The sequence below is a fragment of the Amycolatopsis rubida genome (assembly GCF_900115345.1).
GTDB classification, from domain to species: domain Bacteria; phylum Actinomycetota; class Actinomycetes; order Mycobacteriales; family Pseudonocardiaceae; genus Amycolatopsis; species Amycolatopsis rubida.
In genome coordinates, this window is sequence record NZ_FOWC01000001.1 from 86,756 (window position 1) to 107,993 (window position 21,238).

Annotated in this window: 24 protein-coding genes; 6 read left to right on the top strand and 18 right to left on the bottom strand. The window is 67.6% G+C overall.

Going from position 1 to position 21,238, the window contains the following annotated elements:
• Window positions 1–3: 3 nt before the first annotated feature.
• The 13 genes from rpsC to BM362_RS46045 all read right to left on the bottom strand — a co-directional run bounded on the left by rpsC (window position 4) and on the right by BM362_RS46045 (window position 9,969).
• Window positions 4–849, bottom strand: a complete 846-nt coding sequence (gene rpsC / locus BM362_RS00480; RefSeq protein ID WP_037816264.1) for a 30S ribosomal protein S3 — start codon at window positions 847–849, stop codon at window positions 4–6.
• Window positions 849–1,262, bottom strand: a complete 414-nt coding sequence (gene rplV / locus BM362_RS00485) for a 50S ribosomal protein L22 (RefSeq protein WP_067583679.1) — start codon at window positions 1,260–1,262, stop codon at window positions 849–851. The genes rpsC and rplV overlap by 1 nt, the downstream gene beginning before the upstream one ends.
• A gap of 28 nt (window positions 1,263–1,290) precedes the next feature.
• On the bottom strand, window positions 1,291–1,572 hold the full coding sequence (rpsS, locus tag BM362_RS00490; RefSeq protein WP_003102083.1) for a 30S ribosomal protein S19: 282 nt from the start codon (window positions 1,570–1,572) through the stop codon (window positions 1,291–1,293).
• Between the two features lie 18 nt (window positions 1,573–1,590).
• On the bottom strand, window positions 1,591–2,424 hold the full coding sequence (gene rplB, locus BM362_RS00495) for a 50S ribosomal protein L2 (RefSeq protein ID WP_037816266.1): 834 nt from the start codon (window positions 2,422–2,424) through the stop codon (window positions 1,591–1,593).
• Between the two features lie 15 nt (window positions 2,425–2,439).
• The gene (rplW, locus tag BM362_RS00500) at window positions 2,440–2,751 is read right to left on the bottom strand and encodes a 50S ribosomal protein L23 (RefSeq protein ID WP_009072304.1); all 312 of its coding nucleotides are present in this window, start codon (window positions 2,749–2,751) and stop codon (window positions 2,440–2,442) included.
• A complete protein-coding gene (gene rplD, locus BM362_RS00505; RefSeq protein WP_067583674.1) occupies window positions 2,748–3,437 on the bottom strand; it encodes a 50S ribosomal protein L4 in 690 nt (229 codons plus the stop codon). The genes rplW and rplD overlap by 4 nt, the downstream gene beginning before the upstream one ends.
• A 2-nt stretch (window positions 3,438–3,439) precedes the next feature.
• Complete coding sequence (rplC, locus tag BM362_RS00510) at window positions 3,440–4,090, bottom strand: 50S ribosomal protein L3 (RefSeq protein WP_093571867.1); 651 nt, start codon at window positions 4,088–4,090, stop codon at window positions 3,440–3,442.
• Window positions 4,091–4,120: 30 nt separating this feature from the next.
• Window positions 4,121–4,426, bottom strand: coding sequence for a 30S ribosomal protein S10 (gene rpsJ, locus BM362_RS00515; RefSeq protein WP_003102098.1), 306 nt, complete (start codon window positions 4,424–4,426; stop codon window positions 4,121–4,123).
• 416 nt (window positions 4,427–4,842) lie between these two features.
• Window positions 4,843–6,036, bottom strand: coding sequence for an elongation factor Tu (tuf, locus tag BM362_RS00520; protein WP_037816270.1), 1,194 nt, complete (start codon window positions 6,034–6,036; stop codon window positions 4,843–4,845).
• A gap of 127 nt (window positions 6,037–6,163) precedes the next feature.
• Window positions 6,164–8,263 carry an elongation factor G gene (fusA, locus tag BM362_RS00525; protein ID WP_067583665.1) on the bottom strand — a complete coding sequence of 700 codons (2,100 nt, stop codon included), beginning with the start codon at window positions 8,261–8,263 and terminating at the stop codon, window positions 6,164–6,166.
• Window positions 8,264–8,338: 75 nt separating this feature from the next.
• Entirely contained in the window at window positions 8,339–8,809 is a 471-nt protein-coding gene (gene rpsG, locus BM362_RS00530; protein WP_007031033.1) for a 30S ribosomal protein S7, read from the bottom strand.
• The gene (gene rpsL, locus BM362_RS00535) at window positions 8,809–9,183 is read right to left on the bottom strand and encodes a 30S ribosomal protein S12 (protein WP_003102113.1); all 375 of its coding nucleotides are present in this window, start codon (window positions 9,181–9,183) and stop codon (window positions 8,809–8,811) included. The genes rpsG and rpsL overlap by 1 nt, the downstream gene beginning before the upstream one ends.
• A 633-nt stretch (window positions 9,184–9,816) precedes the next feature.
• A complete protein-coding gene (locus BM362_RS46045; RefSeq protein ID WP_101436018.1) occupies window positions 9,817–9,969 on the bottom strand; it encodes a hypothetical protein in 153 nt (50 codons plus the stop codon).
• An 83-nt stretch (window positions 9,970–10,052) separates the two neighbouring features.
• Between BM362_RS46045 and BM362_RS00540 the strand changes: the two genes are divergently transcribed.
• Window positions 10,053–10,532 carry a GNAT family N-acetyltransferase gene (locus tag BM362_RS00540; RefSeq protein ID WP_425285678.1) on the top strand — a complete coding sequence of 160 codons (480 nt, stop codon included), beginning with the start codon at window positions 10,053–10,055 and terminating at the stop codon, window positions 10,530–10,532.
• Here the strand turns inward: BM362_RS00540 and BM362_RS00545 are convergent.
• The 5 genes from BM362_RS00545 to BM362_RS00565 all read right to left on the bottom strand — a co-directional run bounded on the left by BM362_RS00545 (window position 10,525) and on the right by BM362_RS00565 (window position 15,403).
• Window positions 10,525–11,010: an MmpS family transport accessory protein gene (locus tag BM362_RS00545; protein WP_067583662.1), complete on the bottom strand. Its 486-nt coding sequence runs from the start codon at window positions 11,008–11,010 to the stop codon at window positions 10,525–10,527. The genes BM362_RS00540 and BM362_RS00545 overlap by 8 nt on opposite strands.
• Window positions 11,011–11,074: 64 nt before the next feature.
• A complete protein-coding gene (locus tag BM362_RS00550; RefSeq protein WP_067583659.1) occupies window positions 11,075–11,308 on the bottom strand; it encodes a hypothetical protein in 234 nt (77 codons plus the stop codon).
• Between the two features lie 18 nt (window positions 11,309–11,326).
• Window positions 11,327–11,641 carry a hypothetical protein gene (locus BM362_RS00555; RefSeq protein ID WP_067583657.1) on the bottom strand — a complete coding sequence of 105 codons (315 nt, stop codon included), beginning with the start codon at window positions 11,639–11,641 and terminating at the stop codon, window positions 11,327–11,329.
• A gap of 40 nt (window positions 11,642–11,681) precedes the next feature.
• On the bottom strand, window positions 11,682–13,442 hold the full coding sequence (locus tag BM362_RS00560) for a hypothetical protein (RefSeq protein ID WP_093571868.1): 1,761 nt from the start codon (window positions 13,440–13,442) through the stop codon (window positions 11,682–11,684).
• Between the two features lie 98 nt (window positions 13,443–13,540).
• A complete protein-coding gene (locus tag BM362_RS00565) occupies window positions 13,541–15,403 on the bottom strand; it encodes a selenium-binding family protein (RefSeq protein WP_232791708.1) in 1,863 nt (620 codons plus the stop codon).
• 610 nt (window positions 15,404–16,013) lie between these two features.
• On the opposite strand from BM362_RS00565, the gene BM362_RS00570 reads away from it, so the two are divergent.
• The 5 genes from BM362_RS00570 (at window position 16,014) to BM362_RS00590 (ending at window position 21,236) form a co-directional block, all read left to right on the top strand.
• A complete protein-coding gene (locus tag BM362_RS00570) occupies window positions 16,014–16,604 on the top strand; it encodes a YbaB/EbfC family nucleoid-associated protein (RefSeq protein WP_425285679.1) in 591 nt (196 codons plus the stop codon).
• Window positions 16,601–16,936, top strand: coding sequence for a hypothetical protein (locus BM362_RS00575; RefSeq protein WP_093571869.1), 336 nt, complete (start codon window positions 16,601–16,603; stop codon window positions 16,934–16,936). The genes BM362_RS00570 and BM362_RS00575 overlap by 4 nt, the downstream gene beginning before the upstream one ends.
• 13 nt (window positions 16,937–16,949) lie before the next feature.
• Window positions 16,950–18,113 (top strand): hypothetical protein, encoded by a 1,164-nt coding sequence (locus tag BM362_RS00580; RefSeq protein WP_093571870.1) that lies wholly within the window; start codon window positions 16,950–16,952, stop codon window positions 18,111–18,113.
• Between the two features lie 133 nt (window positions 18,114–18,246).
• Window positions 18,247–19,725, top strand: a complete 1,479-nt coding sequence (locus tag BM362_RS00585; protein WP_093571871.1) for a hypothetical protein — start codon at window positions 18,247–18,249, stop codon at window positions 19,723–19,725.
• 11 nt (window positions 19,726–19,736) lie between these two features.
• Complete coding sequence (locus BM362_RS00590) at window positions 19,737–21,236, top strand: hypothetical protein (RefSeq protein WP_093571872.1); 1,500 nt, start codon at window positions 19,737–19,739, stop codon at window positions 21,234–21,236.
• The last annotated feature ends 2 nt before the right edge of the window (window positions 21,237–21,238 follow it).

Genomic DNA, 21,238 nt, shown 5'->3' on the forward strand with positions numbered 1-21,238 from the left:
GTCTCAGCCCTCCGTCTTTTCTGCGGTCTCGGCGGCCGGGGCCGCTTCGGTCGCGTTGTCGCTCTTCGCGGCGGCAGCGGCGCGACCGGCTTCGGTCGACGTCGCGGTCGTGCCCGACGCGCCGGAACGGCGCGGGCGGGACGGCCGGTCGCCGCGGTCGCGGCGCGGCGCGCGGTCCGCGGCCGACGCGGCGGCGTCACGCTCGGCGCGCGCCTTCAGGCCGCCGACCAGCTCGCCCTTGTAGATCCACACCTTCACGCCGATGCGGCCGAACGTCGTCTTGGCCTCGAAGAAGCCGTAGTCGATGTCAGCGCGCAGCGTGTGCAGCGGGACCCGGCCGTCGCGGTAGTGCTCGGAACGGGACATCTCGGCACCGCCGAGACGACCGCCGCACTGCACGCGGATGCCCTTGACCTGCGGCGAGCGCATGGAGGTCTGGATCGCCTTGCGCATCGCGCGGCGGAACGCCACGCGGTTGCTCAGCTGCTCCGCGACACCCTGGGCGACCAGTTGCGCGTCGGCCTCGGGGTTCTTCACCTCGAGGATGTTCAGCTGGACCTGCTTCTTGGTCAGCTTCTCCAGCGCGCCGCGGATCCGGTCGGCCTCCGCGCCGCGACGGCCGATGACGATGCCCGGCCGGGCGGTGTGGATGTCGACGCGGACACGGTCACGGGTGCGCTCGATCTCGACCTTGGAGATGCCGGCGCGCTCCATGCCGGTGGAGAGCAGCTTGCGGATCTTGACGTCCTCGGCCACGTACTCCGCGTACTGCTTGTCGGCGTACCAGCGCGACTTCCAGTCGGTGGTGATACCCAGGCGGAAGCCGTGCGGGTTGATCTTCTGGCCCACTACCGGCCACCTGCCTTCTTGTTGCTCTTCTTCTCCGCAGGCCGCGACTCGACCACCACGGTGATGTGGCTGGTGCGCTTGCGGATCCGGTACGCACGGCCCTGGGCACGCGGACGGATGCGCTTGAGGGTCGGGCCCTCGTCGGCGGTCGCGGACTTGATCCAGAGCGTCTCCGGGTCCAGCTGGAGGTTGTTCTCGGCGTTGGCCGCCGCGCTGGCGATGACCTTCGCGAGCTGCTCGCTCGCAGCCTGCGGCGCGAACCGGAGCACGGCCAAGGCCTCGCTGACGCTACGACCCTTGACGAGCTCGATCACCCGGCGCACCTTCATCGGCGCGTCCCGGACGAAACGAGCCCGCGCGACGGCCGTAGGCAGCTCTTCGGCTGCGGCCGTGGCGTTTGACTGGGCGTTCATCTGCTTCCCTTAACTTTCTCTGGCCCGCTCAGCGGCGGCGCGACTTGCGGTCGTCCTTGATGTGGCCCTTGAAGGTCCGCGTCGGGGCGAACTCGCCCAGCTTGTGACCCACCATCGCCTCGGTGACGAACACCGGGACGTGCTTGCGGCCGTCGTGCACCGCGATCGTGTGACCCAGGAAGTCCGGGATGATCGTGGAGCGCCGCGACCAGGTCTTGATCACGGTCTTCTTGCCCGATTCGTTGAGAGCGTCCACCTTCTTGAGCAGGTGGTCGTCCACGAACGGGCCCTTCTTAAGGCTGCGTGGCATGTGCTTCTACCTCCCTGCTCAGCGCTTCTTGCCGGTACGCCGGCGGCGGACGATCAGTTTGTCGGACGGCTTGCTCTTGCGGGTGCGGCCTTCGGGCTTGCCGTTCGGGTTCACCGGGTGACGGCCACCGGAGGTCTTGCCCTCGCCACCGCCGTGCGGGTGGTCGACCGGGTTCATCACGACACCACGGACAGTCGGGCGCTTGCCGCGCCAGCGGTTACGACCCGCCTTGCCCCAGTTGATGTTCGAGTGCTCCGAGTTGCCGACCTCGCCGACGGTCGCGCGGTTGCGCACGTCCACGTTGCGGATCTCGCCCGAGGGGAGACGCAGCTGGGCGTAGGGACCGTCCTTGGCGACGAGCTGCACGCGGGCGCCGGCGGACCGGGCCATCTTCGCGCCGCCGCCGGGGCGGAGCTCGATCGCGTGGATCACGGTGCCGACCGGGATGTTGCGCAGCGGCAGGTTGTTGCCCGGCTTGATGTCGGCGCGGGGGCCGTTCTCAACCGTGTCGCCCTGCTTCAGCTTCTCCGGCGCGATGATGTAGCGCTTCTCGCCGTCGGCGTAGTGCAGCAGCGCGATGCGCGCGGTGCGGTTGGGGTCGTACTCGATGTGCGCGACCTTGGCCGGCACGCCGTCCTTGTCGTGCCGACGGAAGTCGATCACGCGGTAGGCGCGCTTGTGGCCACCGCCCTTGTGCCGGGTGGTGATCTTGCCCGAGGCGTTGCGGCCGCCGGTCTTGCTCAGCGGACGCAGCAGCGACTTCTCCGGCGTGGACCGGGTGATCTCGGCGAAGTCCGAGACGCTCGAACCGCGACGACCCGGGGTCGTCGGCTTGTACTTGCGGATGCCCATTGTCAGCTCAGTCCTTTACGCGGTGGGTCCGCCGAAGATCTCGATCGCCTTGCTCTCAGGCGAAAGAGTCACGATGGCGCGCTTGGTGTCCTTGCGCTTGCCGAAGCCGGTACGAGTCCGCTTCCGCTTGCCCTGGCGGTTGGCCGTGTTGACGCTGACGACCTTCACGCCGAACACCTTCTCGACCGCGATCTTGATCTGGGTCTTGTTGGCGTCCGGACGGACGATGAACGTGTACTTGTGGTCCTCGAGCAGTCCGTAGGACTTCTCGGAGATCACCGGCGCGAGCAGGATGTCGCGGGGGTCCGGAATGGCGACCGAGCTCACTTCTCGTCACTCCCTTCCGAAACCTCGCTCGAACGCGCGAGGGCCTTGACGGCCTTCCCGCGGACGGGGCCTGCGACGAACGCGTCGTAAGCGGCCTTGGTGAACACGACGTCGTCGTTGACCAGGACGTCGTAGGTGTTGAGCTGGTCAGCCCAGATCAGGTGCACGTACGGCAGGTTCCGCGCGGACACCCAGGCGAGCTCTTCGTCGCGGTGCAGAACCACGAGAACGCGCTTGGCCTGAGTCACCGCGGCGATCGCCGTCTTGACGGTCTTGGTCGAGGGCTTCTCGCCGACAACCAGTTCCGTCACGAGGTGCAGCTGGCCGGCGCGCGCCCGGTCGGAGAGGGCGCCGCGCAGAGCGGCGGCCTTCATCTTCTTCGGGGTGCGCTGGGTGTAGTCGCGCGGCGTGGGACCGTGCACGACGCCACCGCCGGCGAACTGCGGCGCGCGGGTCGAACCCTGGCGGGCGCGACCGGTGCCCTTCTGCCGGTACGGCTTCTTGCCGCCACCGGAGACCTCACCGCGGGTCTTCGTGTCGTGCGTGCCCTGGCGCGCGGCGGCCAGCTGGCCCACCACGACCTGGTGCATCAGCGCGACGTTGGCCTGCACGTCGAAGATCTCCCCGGGGAGCTCGACGGTGCCGTCGGCTTTACCGGCCGGAGTCTTCAGCTCGACGTTCGTCATCGTCAGTTTCCACCCTTCGCGGCACTGCGCACGAACAGCAGGCCGCCCTTGGGACCGGGCACCGCGCCCTTGATCAGCAGCAGGCCGTCCTCGGCACGCACCGCGTGCACGGTCAGGCCCTGCGTGGTGACCCGGTCGCTACCCATCCGGCCCGCCATCCGCAGACCCTTGAACACGCGGCCGGGCGTGGCGCAGCCGCCGATGGAACCCGGCTTGCGGTGCACAGCCTGCGCACCGTGGCTCGCGCCCTGGCCCTTGAAGCCGTGGCGCTTCATGACACCCGCGTAGCCCTTGCCCTTGCTGGTACCGGTCACGTCGACCGAAGTCCCGGCCTCGAACACCTCGGCGGTGATCTCCTGGCCGACCTCGTAGGTGTCCGCGTCGGTGGTGCGCAGCTCGGCGAGGTGCCGGCGCGGCGTCACGCCAGCCTTCTCGAAGTGACCGGTGCGCGGCTTGTTCACCTTGCGCGGGTCGACCGCGCCGAACGCCAGCTGCACGGCCACGTAGCCGTCCTTGTCGGTGGTCCGGACCTGGGTCACCACGTTCGGACCGGCCTTGACGACAGTGACCGGGACGACCCGGTTCTGCTCGTCGAAGACCTGGGTCATGCCGAGCTTGGTGCCCAGGATGCCCTTCATTTGCCTGTCAGACATGAGTTCTTATCTCCGCCGCTCGCCCAACGCTTACTGGATGTTGACGTCGACGCTCGCCGGGAGGTCGATGCGCATGAGCGCGTCCACCGTCTTCGGCGTCGGGTCGAGGATGTCGATCAGACGCTTGTGCGTGCGCATCTCGAAGTGCTCGCGCGAGTCCTTGTACTTGTGCGGCGAGCGGATGACGCAGTAAACGTTCTTCTCGGTAGGCAGCGGCACCGGCCCGACAACACGGGCACCGGTGCGCGTGACCGTTTCCACGATCTTGCGCGCCGAGGTGTCGATCGCCTCGTGGTCGTAGGCCTTGAGCCGGATGCGGATCTTCTGTCCCGCCATGGTGGCTGCGTTCCTTGTCGTCTCGTGCCGCTTTGTCTCGTCAACCTGGGCCGGAGCCCGGGTTTCAGCAGTTCAACGGCCCTGTCCCCGGTCCACGCGGTCGGGCGTGTCGCGCCCGCCGCACAGACGGATCCCTAAGGATCGTCGTCTTGCCTGGTCTTCCTCTACGTGAGGAGGCCGCGGGCCGACAGTCCTGTAACCAGCACCGCGTCGTCCCTACCGGCCTTGCCCGCTAGCCTCACCCGAAGGACGAGCTCCACGGACCGTGGCCACTCATACCAGGGCGGCCGGAACCCAGTCGATGGAAAATCGATCAGGATTCGGCCGCCCCAGGACGAGCAACCTGAATAGTGTCGCACACGTGAGTTGACGCCCTGAACTCGGGGGTGTAGTGACCCGAGTTCAGGGCGCCGACGTCACTTGTTGATCTTGGTAACCTGGCCCGCGCCGACGGTCCGGCCACCCTCGCGGATGGCGAAGCGCAGACCCTCGTCCATGGCGACCGGCTGGATCAGCACGACGCTGATGTCCGTGTTGTCGCCCGGCATGACCATCTCGGTGCCCTCGGGAAGGGTCACGACGCCGGTCACGTCCGTGGTGCGGAAGTAGAACTGCGGGCGGTAGTTGTTGAAGAACGGGGTGTGCCGACCGCCCTCGTCCTTGGACAGGATGTAGACCCGGCCCTCGAACTCGGTGTGCGGGGTGGTGGTGCCCGGCTTCACGACGACCTGGCCGCGCTCGACGTCCTCGCGCTTGATGCCGCGCAGCAGGAGGCCGACGTTGTCGCCCGCCTGGCCCGAGTCGAGCAGCTTGCGGAACATCTCGACACCGGTGACGGTGGTCTTGGTCGACTTCTCGCGGATACCCACGATCTCGACCTCTTCGTTGACGTTGACCTGGCCGCGCTCCACGCGACCGGTCACGACGGTGCCGCGGCCGGTGATCGTGAAGACGTCCTCGATCGGCATCAGGAAGGGCTTCTCGAGCTCGCGCACCGGGTCCGGCACGTTGTCGTCGACGGCGTGCATCAGCTCAAGCACGGCGTCGGCCCACTTCTGGTCGCCCTCAAGGGCCTTGAGGCCGGAGACGCGCACGACCGGCGCGTCGTCGCCCGGGAACTCCTGCGAGGACAGCAGCTCGCGGACCTCCAGCTCGACGAGCTCGAGGATTTCCTCGTCGTCGACCATGTCGGCCTTGTTCAGCGCCACGACGATGTAGGGCACGCCGACCTGGCGGGCCAGCAGCACGTGCTCGCGGGTCTGCGGCATCGGGCCGTCGGTGGCCGCGACCACCAGGATCGCGCCGTCCATCTGCGCGGCACCGGTGATCATGTTCTTGATGTAGTCAGCGTGACCGGGGGCGTCCACGTGCGCGTAGTGACGCTTCTCGGTCTGGTACTCGACGTGCGAGATGTTGATCGTGATACCGCGCTGCTTCTCTTCCGGCGCGTTGTCGATCTGGTCGAACGCACGGGCTTCGTTCAGCTCCGGGTACGCGTCGTGCAGAACCTTGGTGATCGCCGCGGTCAGCGTGGTCTTGCCGTGGTCGACGTGACCGATGGTGCCGATGTTGACGTGCGGCTTGCTCCGCTCGAACTTCGCCTTCGCCACTGGAATGTCCTCCTGGACTGGATTTGCTTTGTGCTCGCGGGGCAGCGTGGCTGCCGCCCTGCGAATGTTCCTTCGTCGTTGCTGCGGACGTTCAGGAGAGTCCCTTAATGCCCGCGAGCGGAGGGGATTACTCCCCCGTCGCCTTCGCGATGATTTCCTTCGCGACGTTCGCGGGAACCTCGGCGTAGGAGTCGAACACCATGGAGTAGTTCGCCCGGCCCTGGGTACGGGACCGCAGGTCGCCGACGTAGCCGAACATCTCCGACAGCGGGACCAGTGCCTTCACGACACGGGTACCGGCGCGCTCCTCCATGGCCTGGATCTGGCCACGGCGGGAGTTGAGGTCGCCGATCACGTCACCCATGTAGTCCTCGGGAGTCGTGACCTCGACGGCCATCATCGGCTCGAGGATGACCGGGCCCGCCTTCCGGGCGGCTTCCTTCATCGCCATGGAACCGGCGATCTTGAACGCCATTTCGGAAGAGTCGACCTCGTGGTACGCGCCATCCAACAAGGTGAACTTCAACCCGACGAGCGGGTAGCCGGCCAGCACGCCGTACTGCATGGCGTCCTGTGCGCCCGCGTCGACCGACGGGATGTACTCCCGCGGCACGCGGCCACCGGTGACCTTGTTGTCGAACTCGTAGAGAGCACCGTCGGTGCGCTCGAGCGGCTCCAGCTTCACGATGACCTTCGCGAACTGGCCGGAACCACCGGTCTGCTTCTTGTGGACGTAGTCGAGCTTGTCCACGGTCTTCTTGATGGTCTCGCGGTAGGCGACCTGCGGCTTGCCGATGTTCGCCTCGACCTTGTAGTCGGACTTCATCCGGTTGACGAGCACCTCGAGGTGGAGCTCGCCCATGCCGGCGATGATCGTCTGACCGGTCTCCTCGTCGAGCTGGACCTGGAAAGTCGGGTCCTCCTCGGCGAGCTTCTGGATCGCCAGGGACAGCTTCTCCTGGTCGGCCTTGGTCTTCGGCTCGATGGCCACCCGGATAACCGGGTCCGGGAAGGTCATCGACTCAAGGACGACCGGGTTCTGCGCGTCGGCGAGGGTGTCACCGGTGGTGGTGTCCTTCAGGCCGATGACCGCGTAGATGTGACCGGCCAGGGCCTCGTCGACCGGGTTCTCCTTGTTGGAGTGCATCTGGAAGATCTTCCCGATGCGCTCCTTGCGCTCCTTGGTCGCGTTGACGACCTGGGCACCGGAGGCGACCTTGCCCGAGTAGACCCGGATGTAGGTCAGCTTCCCGAAGAACGGGTGCGCGGCGATCTTGAACGCGAGCGCGGAGAACGGCTCCTCGGTCGTCGCGTGCCGGGTGACCGGGGTCTCGCCGTCCGGCAGCGTGCCCTCGACCGGCGGCACGTCCAGCGGGGACGGCAGGTAGTCGATGACCGCGTCCAGCATCGGCTGCACGCCCTTGTTCTTGAACGCGGAGCCGGCCAGGACCGGGAACGCCTCGCGGGTGACGACCAGGTGGCGGATGCCGCCCTTGATCTCGTCCTGGGTCAGCTCCTCGCCCTCAAGGAACTTCTCCATCAGCGCGTCGTCGGTCTCGGCGACGGCCTCGATCAGCTTCTCGCGGTACTCGGCCGCGCGGTCGGCCAGCTCGGCCGGGATGTCCTCGACGGCGTAGTCCTCGCCCTTCTGGACCTCGCCCTTCCAGACCAGTGCCTTCATCCGGACCAGGTCGATGACGCCCTCGAAGTCGTTCTCCGCGCCGATCGGCAGCTGGATGGCCAGCGGCCGGACGCCGAGACGGTCCGAGATGGTCTTCAGGGTGTAGTAGAAGTCCGCACCCAGCTTGTCCATCTTGTTGACGAAGCAGATGCGCGGGACGTCGTACTTGTCCGCCTGCCGCCAGACCTGCTCGGACTGCGGCTCGACGCCTTCCTTGCCGTCGAAGACGGCGACCGCGCCGTCGAGCACCCGCAGGTTGCGCTCCACCTCGACGGTGAAGTCGACGTGCCCGGGGGTGTCGATCAGGTTGATCTGATAGTCGTTCCAGAAGGTGGTGGTCGCAGCCGAGGTGATGGTGATACCCCGCTTCTGCTCCTCCTCCATCCAGTCCATCGTGGCGGCGCCGTCGTGGACTTCGCCGAGCTTGTAGTTGATCCCGGTGTAGAACAGGATCCGCTCGGTGGTGGTGGTCTTACCGGCGTCGATGTGCGCCATGATGCCGATGTTGCGGACCTTGTTGAGGTCGGTCAGCACTTCACGTGCCACGAGAATGTTCCCCTGTCTCGAACGTGGGGCCCGGCATGGCTCGACCCGAAGGACCGGGCGGCGGCACCGGACTACTTACCAGCGGTAGTGCGCGAAGGCCTTGTTGGACTCGGCCATCTTGTGCGTGTCTTCGCGACGCTTGACGCTGGCGCCAAGGCCGTTGCTCGCGTCCAGCAGCTCGTTCTGCAGCCGCTCGATCATCGTCTTCTCGCGGCGGGCCTGCGAGAAGGAGACCAGCCAGCGCAGCGCCAGCGTGGTGGAGCGGCCGGGCTTGACCTCGATCGGCACCTGGTAGGTGGCACCACCGACGCGGCGGCTCTTCACCTCGATGGTGGGCTTCACGTTGTCGAGCGCGCGCTTCAGCGTGACGACCGGGTCGGTGCCCGTCTTCTCGCGAGCGCCTTCGAGAGCGCCGTAGACAATGCGCTCGGCCAGGGACCGCTTGCCGTCCTTCAGCACCTTGTTCACCAGCTGGGTGACCAGCGGGGAGGCGTAGACGGGGTCGGAGATCAGCGGCCGCTTCGGCGCCGGACCCTTGCGAGGCATTAGCTCTTCTCCTTCTTCGCGCCGTACCGGCTGCGCGCCTGCTTACGGTTCTTCACACCCTGGGTGTCGAGCGAACCGCGGATGATCTTGTAGCGAACACCCGGCAGGTCCTTAACCCGGCCACCGCGCACGAGCACCATGGAGTGCTCCTGGAGGTTGTGGCCTTCGCCCGGGATGTACGCGGTGACCTCGATACCGCTGGTCAGCTTCACACGAGCAACCTTGCGCAGGGCCGAGTTCGGCTTCTTCGGGGTCGTGGTGTACACGCGAGTGCACACGCCACGACGCTGCGGGCTCCCCTTGAGGGCCGCGGTCTTCTGCTTGGCAGCCTTGTCCTGGCGGCCCTTGCGGACCAGCTGCTGGATCGTGGGCAATGGACCAGCTTCCTGTCGTGATCTTGCTTCTTCGTGTCTTCACCGGTCCCCGCGGTCGGGCGTGTCGGCCCGCGTCACGGTCTCGCGACCGGTAACTTCCCGGAGGGATTTTCCGTCGGAACCCCACGTGGCGAGGCCGGTGAACCGGGTGCAAAAGCACCCCGCTCATGCCCAACGGCACGCGGAGCGGCCCGACGCCTGCCGGGCACGGTCTCCAAAGATACCCGTCCACTCGCGGAGCGGTCCGGGCGGGGGGTCGCTACGGTCGCCGACCGGTCATCGTAACCCCAGATCGGGGCACTGGGACGGTGCCGCGCGGGACTTCCCGTCATGCAGAACACGGGGCTCCGGGACGCTATTCCCGGAGGGGTTCCCGCGGTCAGAGCACACTCGGTTCGCCTGCCGGGACGCGGCGACCACCAGATGGACCCGCTTCTCCGCCCCCGCAGACCTGCGTTCGCACCGGCGGGGCTCGCGGCCGCGTGAAAAACGCGAGAGAAACTCTTCGGCGGCAAGGAGAAGAGCCGCCGGCTGTTCCACAATGGACCTCGTCCCCGGGGTGACAATCACCTCACCGGGGCGGAACCGCGAAACCCGGTCCGGCGGTGTGCACCCGCCGGGCCGGGCCGGGGTTCAGTCCTCGTCCGGCTTCGCGTGGTCGGGCTTGCCCGGGTTAGGGTCGCGCGACAGATCGATCAGCGGGTGCACTCCAGCCCCCTCCGGCGCGGCATGGCTGCCGCCGGTCTTCTTGTCCCCCGGCTGGTCGACGTTCTCGCTGCCGTCCATGTCGCCTCCTCGTTCGGTTCCCCTGCCGGTCTGCACGGTACCTGCCGGGGAAATCGGTGGACGGACTCCCCAAGATGAGGGACGTGGACTGGAAGATCAGCGAATTCCCGGCCGAACACCCCACCGCGGCGGGGATCCTGCGCGAGTACATGGACGAGCTGGCGTCGCGGTACTACGGCCGTCCGGCCACCGGCGCCGAGGTGGACGAGGCGCTGGCCGACGAGCCGAGCGACGGCCTCGTCGCGCCGGACGGCGCGTTCGTTCTGGCCTGCCGGGACGGGAAACCGGCCGGTTGCGCCGGGGTCCGGATGGTCGAGCCGGGGCTGAGCGCGCTGACCAAGGTGTACGTGCGCCCGGAGCATCGCGGGCACGGCGGCGGCAAGCTGATCGTCGCGGCGGCCGAAGCGGTGGCGAAGCGGCTGGGCTCGGTCCGGATGCGGCTCGATACGCGGGACGACCTGGTCGAAGCCCGCGCCCTGTACGCGTCGATGGGCTACGCGGAGGTCGAGGCGTTCAACGACGACCAGTACGCCGAGCACTGGTTCTCGAAAGACCTCAGCTGAGCCGTCCCGCGCAGCTGGCGACCTCGCCGTCGGCGGCTTTCACGGACCGTGCCAGCACGCCGTTCACCGAGATCCGGCATTCGACCGGGCCGCCTGACTGGCCCATCAGCTGCACGGTCGGCGCGACGGCGGTCTTCGGCCAGGTCAGGGTCTTGCGCCAGGGCAGGGGCACGGACAGTTCCTGGTGCACCAGGCCGAGGCCGTTGTCGTCGTAAACCACGGTGGCGGTGCCGGAGCCGGCGAGTTCGTAGGTGATCTGCCAGCTGGACGGAGCGGGCGCGACCGGCGCGGTGGACGTCGTCGGGGCCAGGGTGCGGGTGACTGTGCGATCCGGGGCGCGCTGCGGCACGGCGGCCGTCGGCGCGGAGACCGCGACCGGGGTGGGCGCGGGGTCGTCGCCGAGGATCACTACTGCCGCGGCAACGGCGGCCACTGCGATCCCGGCGATCGCGAGCCGGCCGATCAGCTGTCTGTCCATGTTCCTTCTTTCCGAGGGCCGCCGGTGGTTCCCGGGGACGAGGGGAACCACCGGCGGAGCCGGGTCAGCCGGGCAGGATCCGGCCGGGGACGCCGTTGAGCGACTGGATCAGGCCCAGCACGGGCACGCCCAGCGGCGCGAACGTCCAGATGTTGTTCAGATTCGACGTGTCCGGTTCGTCGACGACGGTGACACCGGGCTGGTCCTGCGTGGCGGCCAGCGCGGGAGCGGCGGCGCCGAGTACCGCGGCTCCGGCGAGCGCGGCAGCGGCGACGGCGCGGACGACTGTCTTCTTCATGACTTTCTCCTTCAGTGCTCAGGAAACGGCGGTGACGAGGTTGAACACCGGCGCGAGGAGCTGGGCCGGGGCCTGGGTGGTCGGGCCGAGGAGGCTGCCCGCGTCGAGGCCGGGGACGACCCAGATCGACGGGCTGCCGCCGGTCGGTGCGCCGGGGAGTCCGGGCAGGCCCGGGAGGGACGGCAAGCCACCGGTCGGCAGGGAAGGCAGGCCAGCGGGCTGAGCGGCGGCGGATTCGTCCTGGGTGGCGGCGCCGGCCGCTCCCCCGGCGAATCCGGCGAACGCCCCGGCCGCGGCGAGCGGCAGGAGGATCCGGGCGGCAGTGCGTTTCATCAGGGGTTTCCTTTCTTCGGGGTTCTTCGGGGAACTGGGGTCAGCGGAGCGCGCCGCTGATCGGGACGATGGTTCCGTCGGGGATCCACTGCCCGGCGTAGTCGCGCACGGCCTGCATGCCGGGCGCGTGCGGTTCGTTCGGGTACATCGGCATCGCGTTGACCTGCGCGGCCGCGAACAGCTGCACCTCGCCGTTCACCGCTGTCCACTGTGGACCGAGCCAGGTCCGGAAACCGCCCAGCGACGGGCTTTCGCCGCCGAACCTGTTGCCGACCGCCACCGCGTAGCTGACCGCGAGCTGGTCACGCGGGTCGAAGCGCAGCGGCATGGCCGCACTGGCCACGGCGTTGACGATGGGTCCGTTGAGCAGCCACGGCGCTAGGTACAGGCCGAACTGATGGGTCGGCTTGAGCCGCTGCGACTCGGCGGCGCGGCTCATCGCGAGGTACCCGTCGCTCCAGCCGGAGACGACTACCAGCGCGGTGTCCGCCGCCGCGTCCGGACGCACCGGCAACCCGGCGCGAGCGGCGGTTTCGCGGACCAGCTGAGCGGCTTGCACCCCGCGCGGCGACTTGTCCTCGACCAGCGTGATCGCCGACGGTTTCCGCGAGGCGAGGAATTCGACCAGCTTCACCAGCGAACCGCGGTCCTCCGGAGACAACGCGTCCGCCGGGCAGCTGGCGAGCACGTCGCGTTTCTCCGCCATCAGACCGCCGAGTGCGGCTTCCGCGCATTCCGGTGCGTCGGCGTCCGGCACCGCTGGGCCAGCCTCGGTGCCCGCGTCGACATCGACCGTGGTAGTCGCGTCGCCCTTGTGCACCACGAGAGTGCTGCGTCCGGGCGGAATTTCGACCTCGGCCCAGCTGCCTTCCGCACCGGCGCGCGCCGCCGCGGCGGTCACGGTCGCACCCTCGACTCCAGCGGACAGATCCGTGCCCGCGCTCGCCGGGAAGTGCACGAGGTTGCGTCCCGGCCGCTGCGGGCTGACCAGCACCGGCACGGTCGCACCGCCGACGGTCGCGTCCGCCAGCAGCGGTACTCCGGGCACGGGCAGCGGCGCCGGTTGCGGCACCGCGGCGAGCGCACTCCACGCGACGAAACCGAGTGCGACCCCGGCGACGCCGTAGCGGTAGCCACGGATAGAAGCGTTGCGGGATAACAAGATCGCCGACACCACGGTGACCGCCGCGGGCAGCAGGACCACCACGATCAGCGAGATGCCGAAGAGCGTTTCGTACAGCCGTCGGTCGAAGGCAACTCCGGAGACACCGAGCTGCACGACGCCCGCGAGCGTCAACAGTCCGGCGAGGCTGACCGACAGCGGACCGACGCGCAACGGCGTCGACCGCCACTCCTCCACCGGCACCCACGCCGACAACAGCGTCACGCCGAACCACAGTGCAGCCGCGGCGACGTACACAGTGTCGATGGCGAAGGAGATACCCGTGCCGTCGACGGAGGTCTCCAAAACCACGAGCACGACCAGCGCGAGCGAAGCCCAACGGCCTGCCGAGGGCCACCGAAACAGCACCGGCACCGCCAGCGCGAGCACGATGTGCACGATCAGCGCGACGAGGTTGACCTCGACCGTCGCCGCCGACACCGCGGCCAGCACCGCCGAGCCCACCCCCAGCGCGCCGGTGGTGAGCCACAGCTTGCGCGGCAACGGACCGACGAGCGGACGCAGCATCCCGGTGCCGGCGAGGAATGCCGTCGCCAGCAGCAGTATCAGCCGCAGCACCAGCGCGGCACTGTCCACACCGGACGATCCAGTGGCGACCGGAGTGACGTGGTGATCCATAGCTACCTTCCGGACTTGTCCCGGGCTGGTCCGGGAAGGGCCCCTTGCGGGAATCTGATTCCCGCAAGGAGTCCTTCACCGCACGCGTCCAGCGGGAGTTACTTCACGTTCTGGTCGGCGACCACGAACAGCTCGGAGTGCGGCTTGGCGTTGCCGAAGTCTCCGTGCGGCCACGATTTCCGGTTGAAGTTGATGCCGACCTGGCCGGTGAACTCGTCGCGGAAGTTCTGATCGACCGCGACCTTCCCGTCCGGTGCCAGATTCAGCAGGTTGACCTTGTGGTCACCGTCCAAACCGGACCGGGCGACGAAGTAGTTCGACACCGCGATGTGCTGCGGCTGCTGCGTTTCGTGGTAGAAACCGTCCTGGCCGAGCACGAAGTTGTCGTACGCGCCCCAGTGCGGTCCGGCTCCGGGCACGCCCGGGTTGATCGGTGCGGAGCCGACGACGGTCGGCAGGTCTCCCCCGCCGCCCTGCTGCGCCTTCTCCAAGGTGTCGACGCGGCCCTTGATGTCCTCGACCTTGTCACCGGCCGCGACCAGCTTCTGGATGTCGAGCACGTACACGCCGCCGGTGGTGCCGGGGTCGTCCGGGCCGAGCGCGCCCTTCTGCCTGCCCTGCACCGCGTGGTACAGGAACCGGTCGTCCGGGCTGGTCTGCAGCCAGCCGCCGTTGGAGCTGGCGCCGTTGGAGTCGTTCTGCGAGTAGATCGGCTTGCCCGCGGTGCCGTCGTCGAACACCTCGATCCAGTGCGGGTCCTTCGCCGTGATGTCCGGCGTGTAGAAGATCGCGCCGCCCTGCATCGTCTCGGCGAACGCACCCTTGTGGCCGGGCAGGTTCGTCACCGTGGTCTCCATGACCGCGCGGCTTTCCGAGTGCAGCGGGTCCGCCGGGTTCGCCCGCGGGCCGTCTTGCAGGTAGGACACCGCCTTCAGCTTCGGGTGATTGCGGTCGGAAATGTCCCAGGTGCGGATCGTCGGACGGCGCAGATACGGCGACGGCTGCTTCACCGGGTCGAGAATGATGTTGCGCGGTTCAGCGTAGTCGCTGGTGACGAGGGTGTTGAGGTCCTCGCGCGCCTGGACGCCGTGCGGGTTCGCGCAGGACGGTTTGCCCAGCTGCGGCAGGTTGTCGCACAGCTTCGCGTTGTCGCCCTGCGGGGTCGCCGCCGGATTCTGCGACAGCACCTGCGCGTTCTGGTCAAAGTGCACGACCTCGCCCGGACTGCCGGCGAAGCCGTTGCCGATCTGCGTAGAACCGTCCTGGTACGCGTACGGACCGGGCACGACCGGCCCGCCCATGTACGTGCCGTACGCGGTGCCGTCCTTCAGCACCCAGTACGCGTCAGGGACGGAACCGCCGAGCGTCTGTGTCGGCAGGCTGATGCCCTTGAGTTTCAGCTGCGGCAACGCACTGACGTCGAACGCGTACGTCGCCGCGGCGAACAACGCACCGGCGTAAATCGTGTCGCCCTTGTGCCACACGTACTGCATGTGGTGCGGCTCGTTCTCGACGAGCGGCCCGACGGTCGCGGTGTTCACCACCTTGCCGTACGTCGGCGAGCCCTGCGTCGCGTCGATCACCGCGAGGAAATCGGGGCCGGGCAAGGCATTCTTGACTTTGCCGAGTCCGCCGCCGAGCGAGCCAGGCAGGTTTTTGACGTCCTTCACCGCGGTGTCGGCGATGTTCTCGTCGCCGGCCCAGACCAGCAGCCACTTCTTCGGCGTGCCGTCCGCGGACCGCGCTTGCGCGGCAAGGTCTTTGCCCACCAGGTGGTTCTGCACCCAGTACTGCTTGCCGTCGGACGCGGTTTTGGCGTCGGTGACCACTTGGACGTCGGCGTAGGCGCTGGCGCTGGACCCGGTGTAGGTCACCGCGCCGATCGCGAGCGCGACCGCGCCGGCGACGGTCAACGCTTTCCGCCATCGGGGCGGGGCGCCCGAGGAGGAGTTGAATCGCATTGTGTCTCCTTGTTCGTGTTCCCGTGAAGCACCCGCTAAGGCACTTCTTTCCCCGTTCTGCGGGCAGCCCGAAACCCGCCCGTAACGAGAAAAACGTTGATCCCTTCGGGCATCCGAAACCCGTTGCGGGGAAAGAGAAACCAGCCAGCCGAGCGCGGCCGGGAGAAAAGTCAGGAATTCCTACACAGCGCGCTGGCCTGCTGCCGCAGATCAACGTGCAGGCGCCACACCAGGGCAACCGGAAAGGACATGCGCGAAATACTCTGGCGAACCGCACGCACTGTCAATGCGGTGATCAATCGTGAGAACATCGACCGAAGGGGTGAATATCCCACGAACTGGGCCGACTTGCCCGGTCCGCGCCTCGCGCCCCGCTGGAACGGCGGCGCTGACCTGCGATGCTCCGTTCGGCCCACAGTATGTTCGGCGCTTCGGCGTCCGGGACAGGGCTGTTCGCCCGATATGTTCGTTATCTTTTCGTGACCGAATCCCGGGAACTTTCGAGCCCGGGCCCGGTGAAATCGGCCAGGCCGGATTCGCTGACCCTGCGGCGCGAACCTGACAGAAGCGGCATAATCCGCACATCACGTGAGGGATCAGGGGAAGGGGTGTGGTGTCGGTGTCGGCGGAGATGGACCGGCTCGTCGCGGAGTTCGACAAGTTCCAGACCAAGCTCAAGCAGGCCGAGGCGCAGTTCGCGAAGGTCGGCGACATGCAGGAGGAGCTGAACGCTCTCGAGGCCGAAGTAACGTCGCCGGATCGAGCGGTCACCGTCGTCGCGGGCCCGAGCGGATCGATCAAGGATCTCCGGCTCACCCCGGACGCGCTCCGGCAGCAGCCGGACCAGCTGGCGACCTCGATCCTGGCGACCCTGCACAAGGCGGTCGCCGAATCCGCCCGCAAGCAGGCGGGCATCGTCGACGAGCACGTGGGCACGGCCTTCGGGCTGAACGTGTCCGAGCAAGTCCTCGACGCACAGGCCGCCGGTTTGGGAACCACTGTCGAAGAACTGGAGTCCAATCTGCCGGAGGAGCAGCCGCAGCAGGCAGCACGGGACCGGGACGACGATGACTTCGCGAACAACGACCTGCTTCGCGACGACCGCCGGACGCCTCAGGCACCTCCGCCGGCGCCACCCTCGGCTTCGGCGGGCGACCAGTTCCTCAAGAACTTGTTCAACGACGAGGAGGACCACCGATGAGCCCGACGAACGGCGGTCATAAGGTCGACACCGCGGCACTGGCCAAGTACTCCACGGGGCTCGACCGGTACAAGGGCGAAGCCGGGAAGTTCGGCGACCTCATCAACCACGCCGACGTGACCGACAAGTCCTGGGGACTGATCGGGCTGGCGGTCAAGCAGACCTACACCGGCAAGCTCGACGACCTGAAAGAGTTGCTCGAACTTCTCAAGAGCGGCGTCGAATCCTTCCAAGGCAAAGTCAGCAAGGCAGCCGAGATCTACGACGGCCACGAACAAGACACAGTCATGAGGTTCGGCAAATTCGAGACGAAGATCGACGGGCCGCGCTGAGCAGGGGGAAACCATGGGACAGGACAGCATTGCCGACGGGGTGAAGCTCCACGACGACCACCGCGGCGAAAACGCGTTCGAGCACGGCCTGCGCGTGACCAAGGAGTCCACCGAGCACACCCCGTTCGTCGGCAAAGGCGTCAGCACCATCTCCAACGCCTACGACAAGTTCTCCAAGGCTGACAGCGTCGGCGACGTCGCCGCGGCGAGCGGCCAGCTGCTGCAGGACGGAGCGGGTTTTGTCGCCGGGGCGACGATGGACATGGCGAGCTTCGCGCTCGACCCGGTGGGCTGGCTGGTCAGCAACGGCCTGAACATGCTGCTGGACCTGATCCAGCCGCTCAACGACGCGTTGCACTTCGTGACCGGCGACGGGCCCGCGCTGGAGAAGGCGGCAGGGGACTTCGTCTCGATCGGCACGGGTTTCGTGAAGCTGGCCGACGATTTCGTCAAGACCGGAGACGAGGCCCTCAAGGACTGGGAAGGCGAAGGCGGCGAGGCAGCCAAGAAGGCCCTGGCCGAGTTCGCCCAGGGCATCAACGGCATCGGCTCGGCCGCGGGGTCGGTCTCCGACACCCTGAAGATGTGGTCGATGGTCATGACCGTCATCGAGGAGGTCGTCAAGGCGATCATCTCGGAACTGGTCAGCTGGCTCATCTACATCTGGCTGCCTGCGCTGGCGGCGTCGATCGTGAGCTTCGGCTCGTCGGTCGCGGGTGCGATGGCCGCATCCGTCGCGAAGGCGGCGAGCGCACTCGGCAAGATCACCAAACATCTCGGCAAGCTCGGCAAGCTGCTCGACAAATTCATGGGCTTCCTCATGAAGTGGAGCGACGACCTGGTCAAGCAGGGCTCGAAGCTCACCAAGGCAGGCAAGATCGGCATGACCCCCGGCCAGGAGAAGGCGATCACCGGTGCCTTTGCCAAGGGCCTGAACGCTCAGGGTGCCGCATACGGCCAAGCGGCGAAGGACGTTTTCACCAGCGTTCCGCGCAAGGTTTTCGACGAGACAGTCAAGGCGACCACCGGCGTCGCCCCTGGCGACTTGTCGAAGGGCTCGGCCTACACCACCAAGTCGGTGTACAAGGCGACCGACAAGGCGATCACGAACCTGAAACAGGATCATCCCGGCAACGGTCAGAGCATCGAAGAAACCAAGGACGACCTCGACATCTGACCGGCCGGGCCGAGGTCGCCAGCGCCGTCTCGCCCGCGGCCGCGATCCGGTTCGGCACGCACTACCCTCGCCCTGCCAGAGCACGAAATCTCTTCACCCGGGTGCCGAAGAGCAGCGTACAGGAGTCGCGAAAATGGCAGCACTGCTCGAACCCTGGTACATCGTCGGCGGCTACGTCCTGACGCTGCTCCTGCTGATGCTCGCCAGCCGGTTCGAGAGCCGCAGCGTGGTCAAGACCGTCGTCTGCGAAGCGCTCAGCATCGCCGCCCTGTTCGGGACCACGCTGTACTGGCTGACCGCGGGGACCGAGAGCAACGGTCCTGCCATCGGCTGGGTGTGCATCCCGATCGCGATGGCCGGGTTCGCGGCCTGGAGAGTTCTCCGGCAGCGGTTCTGGATCCGGCGGCTGGGCGCGGTCGAGGAACCGACCTTCGGCGTGCTTCCCCGGCGAGGCCGCACGGTCGCGATCGCCGAGCCGGACCGTCCGCGGACCCGCCGCACCGTCGAGTTCGACCACCAGGGGCACCAATTCCTGGGAGTCGAGTACTCGTCCGGCGCGCCGGACGGCGTGCTCGATGCGGTCGCCAACCAGGTCGACGGGATCTACACTCTCGTCGAGGTGCGGGTCCCCGCCGGGCCGACGCTGGTGATCAGCCCGCGGACCAGGGCCTTTGAGCCGGAACACTTCACCCCGCTCGAAGACGCCAAGATCACCCGCAACCAGGTCGGTTCGCCAAAGCCCGGCGAGGAACTGGCGGCGTTCGACCTGGATCCGGACTTCGACCGGCGGTTCGCCGTGACCACCAGCGACCCGGAGTTCGCGCGGCAGGTGCTCACCGGCGAGGTCCGCGAGATGATCATGACCGATCTGTGGTTCCGGGTGCACGAGGTCGTGTTCGACCACGACGCGATGTGGACCGCGGAATCGGGCGGGCTGACCGAAGAGCGGATGCTCGGCAACGGCAGGCGGCTCGCCATGCTCGCTGCGGTGCTGTCGCCCAGCTTGTGGAACAGCGCCGAAGCAGCTGAATTTCGCCGGGTGACCGCACGTGCCGAAACAAGCTGCGACGCATGGTACGGCAACCGGGCCGGGCTCATCCGGACCAAGCTGAACCGCCGCCGGGAAGCGCTGGACCGGCAGCCGGTCACGTCCACCTCGCTGGCGATGCGCTCCCTGATCGCGGCGGTCATGATCGTCAGCGCCGTCCTCGCGATGAGCAATTCGCTTCTCGTCATGAACGGGCAGGGCACCGAGGTGGACTTGAAGGTCACCTGGATCGACCGCGGTGCCGCGCCAGTCTGTCGTGGAAGCGCGGGGAAATGCACCGGGGGCTCCGCCGCTCGGGTCCGTGGCACCTACGTGCTCGACGGCTCCACCTATACCTCGACTACCCGGTGGTCCGAAGAAATGCCGGAAGTGGGCGACGTCGTCAAGGTTCAGCTCGGACCGTTGTGGTGGAGCCCGATCTTCGAGAGCGGCAGCGCCGCGCAGGGAGTCATTTTCACCTGCTTGTTCCCGCTGCTGTTCGGTTTGCTGATCGTCAAGGTGACCTACTGGCCGAGGGCGTCGCGCCGGGTCCGGAAGACGCGCGAAGCCCTGGCCACGGCCTGACCCGGCAGCGGGTGACGGACGTGATTGTCCCTGGCTATTTCTTCGGCGGCTACGCGCTGTCCTTCGTGCTGCTCTGGATCGCCGCCTGGGCCGAACGTCGCAGCGCGGTCCTGGCGGCGGTTTTCCATCTGCTCTGCGGAATCACTGTCTCCCTCACCACGCTTTACTGGTTCTCCGCCAGCCTGACCGTGCCCGCGCTGGCCTGGTACGGGGTACCGCTGGTCGTCGCCGCGCTGCTCACCTGGCGGGGCTGGCGCTCGCGGCACTGGGCCAGCCGCGTCGACTCAAGCGGCGAACCCAGCTTCGGTTTTCTTCCCCGGCACGGACTCGCCGTCCCGCGGGATCATCCCGATCCGTGGCCGAGCCGCGCCACGGTCGAGTTCACGCACCACGGGCACCGGCTGCTCGGCATCGAGTATTCGACCGAATCTCCTTACCGGGACGAGAACTTCCGCCGGAAGTCGAAGCTGGCCGAAGCGCTCGGTTCGATCTGCTCGGTCGTGGAGCTGCGCGTCCCGGACGTGCCCGCGCTGACCATCTCGCCGAAGACCAAAGCCTTCGCCCCGGACCACTTCACTCCGCTCGAAGACATGCGGATCACCCGCAACCAGTTCAGCTGGCTGCGCCCGGACACCACCCTGCGCGAATTCGAGACCGACCCCGAATTCGACCGCCGGTTCTCCGTCTATACCTCGGACCCGGACTTCGCCCGGGAGATGCTCACTGGCGAGGTCCGCGAGCTGCTCCTGAACGACCGGTTCTTCCGCGTGCACCAGGTGGCCTTCCGCCAGGACGCGATCTGGACCACCGACACCGGCGGGCTGACCGAAGACCGGATGTTCGACAACTCCCGCAAACTCGCGCTGCTCGCCGCGGCTGTCCCTCCGGCGATCTGGGCGAAATGGGCGAACGACCGGCAATTCCGTTCTGTCGCGACCAGCGCGGACACCGCGTACGACGCGTGGATCGGCAAACGCGGGGGGTTCCTCCGCACGCCGCTGAACCGCAGGCGCGACGCCCGGGACCGGCAGCCGGTTACCTCGATTTCGCTGACCGCGCGGACGCTCATCGCGCTCGCCCTGATCGCCATCGGAATCGGACCGGCAGGCAACTCGATCTCCGTGCTGACGAGGCTGGCTCCGCAGGTGCAAGCGACCGTTACCCGGGTCAGCGAGGGCGGTACCCGGCACTGCGTGACCACCAGCGGCGGCCTGTCCTGCACCGAGGACCGGGCCGAGATCGAGGGGACCTACAAGCAGGACGGCAGCACCCACGAGATCACCGCCGACTGGAACAAGAGCGAGCTTCCCGCGCCCGGCACCGTCGTCGAGGTCGCGGTCGCTCCGTTCTGGGGGCATCCGGGCTATCAGGTCGGCTCGGTGTTCTCAGTCGTCGATCTCCTCGGCTCGCTGATCTGGCTTGTTCCAGGCCTCTTCCTGATCAAGCGCACCTACCTTCCCAGCGTCCCCCGCCGGATGAAGAAGAGGCGCGAAACCCTCGCCAAGGTCTGAGA